This is a genomic window from Lentzea kentuckyensis (genome assembly GCF_002150765.1).
GTDB classification, from domain to species: Bacteria; Actinomycetota; Actinomycetes; order Mycobacteriales; family Pseudonocardiaceae; genus Lentzea; species Lentzea kentuckyensis.
Window position 1 is genome coordinate 309 of record NZ_MUYM01000143.1, and the last position, 1,788, is coordinate 2,096.

At 69.1% G+C, this 1,788-nt stretch carries 3 pseudogenes; all 3 read right to left on the minus strand.

The features are described 5' to 3' along the window. Positions 1 to 566, minus strand: a pseudogene (locus B0F77_RS43260) (4-hydroxy-3-methylbut-2-enyl diphosphate reductase); the annotation flags it as partial. A gap of 235 nt (positions 567 to 801) precedes the next feature. Next, a pseudogene (locus B0F77_RS43265) lies at positions 802 to 1,626 on the minus strand (polyprenyl synthetase family protein); the annotation flags it as partial. A 3-nt stretch (positions 1,627 to 1,629) separates the two neighbouring features. Further along, a pseudogene (locus tag B0F77_RS50295) lies at positions 1,630 to 1,788 on the minus strand (Crp/Fnr family transcriptional regulator); the annotation flags it as partial.

Genomic DNA, 1,788 nt, shown 5'->3' on the forward strand with positions numbered 1-1,788 from the left:
AGTTGCGGGAACTTCCGCTGCAGCGCGTCGATCACCTCGACCGTCTCGTCCACGGCCAGGGTCGTCTGCGTCAGGTACGAGACGGGTCCGGTGATCTCCAGCGCCTCGACGTCCTCCACGGTCTCGACCAGCACCATCTGATCGGGTGCTTCCCCGAGCGTGCCTTCGACCTCCTCGTGCCCGGCGTGCCCGACCAGCACGATCGTGTCCCCGCGTTCGGCGAACCGCCGCGCCTCGGAGTGCACCTTCGTCACCAGAGGACAGGTCGCGTCCAGCACGTCCAACGACCGTTCGCGAGCTTCAGCGCGCACAGCGGGGGAGACACCGTGCGCGGAGAAGACCGCCGTGGCACCGAACGGCACCTCGGACAGCTCCTCCACGAACACGGCACCGCGCGCCTCCAGGCCGCGCACGACGTGGACGTTGTGCACGATCTGCTTGCGCACGTAGATGGGACCGCCGCGCTGGTCGAGAAGTCGTTCCACGATCTCGATGGCGCGCTCCACCCCGGCGCAGAACGACCGGGGTGAGGCGAGCAGCACCGAACGCGGCGGATGTTCCGTCATCGAGTGCCTTCCCAAGGGAATTCAGTGGTCTCGGTGGGTGACCAGTTGAGCGAGCGTGCCCAGCTCCACGGCCGGTCGGCGAGGCCTCGCCGAGACGCAGCAACGCCATCGTGTGCAGCTCGTCGGCCTGGGTCTGGCTCCACGCGCGACCGCCGGCCAGATCGACCAGGGAAGCCGCCCGCGCAAGCGTTTCCGCGTTCATCTCCTGCGAACCGGAGTAGAGCGACGCCAGCTCGGCGGCGTACACGGCATCGGAGTTCAGCGCGTACACGACCGGCAGGGACTTCTTGCGGTTCGCCAGATCCGAGTGCACGGCCTTCCCGGTCACCGCCGGGTCGCCCCAGATGCCGAGCAGGTCGTCCACGTGCTGGAACGCCAGCCCGAGCTCGGAGCCGTAGCCGCGCATGGCCTCGACCTGCTCGTCGGAACCGTCGCCGTACAGCGCGCCCAAAGCCGTTGATGCGCCGAGCAGAGCGCCGGTCTTGCCGCGCGCCATCAGCTCGACCTCGGGCACCCGGACGTCCGACCGGGACTCGAAGTCGAGGTCGTAGGCCTGTCCGTCGAGCAACGCCACCGTGGCGTCACCCAGCGTCCGGATCGCCTCCAGCGCGCGCGGATGTCCGGACCCGGCAAGCACGTCCACCGCCAACGCCTGCAGCGCGTCACCGGCCAGGATCGCCGCGTTGACGCCGAACACGGTCCACGCCGTGGCCCGGTGGCGCCGGGTCGTGTCGCGGTCCATCACGTCGTCGTGCAGCAGCGAGAAGTTGTGGATCAGCTCGACCGCGACCGCCGCCGGGACAGCGGCGGAGGCGGTGCCGCCGACGGCCTCGGCCGCCAGCAGCACCAACGCGGGACGGATCGCCTTGCCGCCGTTCTCCAGCACCGGGTTGCCGTACTCGTCACGCCACCCGTGGTGGTACTCCGCGATCGTGCGCATCGACGGCGGTAGCTGTTCAACGGCCTTGCGCAGAGCCGGCAGCACGAGGCTCCGGCTCCACGCGAGCACCTCACCGGCAGGTCTCCCGGCTGAAAGCGGTTCGGTCATCTCGGCTGTCATCTCTCAGAGACCGATCTCCACGTTTTCCAGCACGCCCAGCGCGTCCGGTACCAGGATCGCGGCCGAGTAGTACGTGGACACCAGGTACTTGAGCATCGCGTGCTCGTCGATGCCCATGAACCGCACGTTCAGGCCGGGCTCGTACTCGTCCGGGATGCCGGT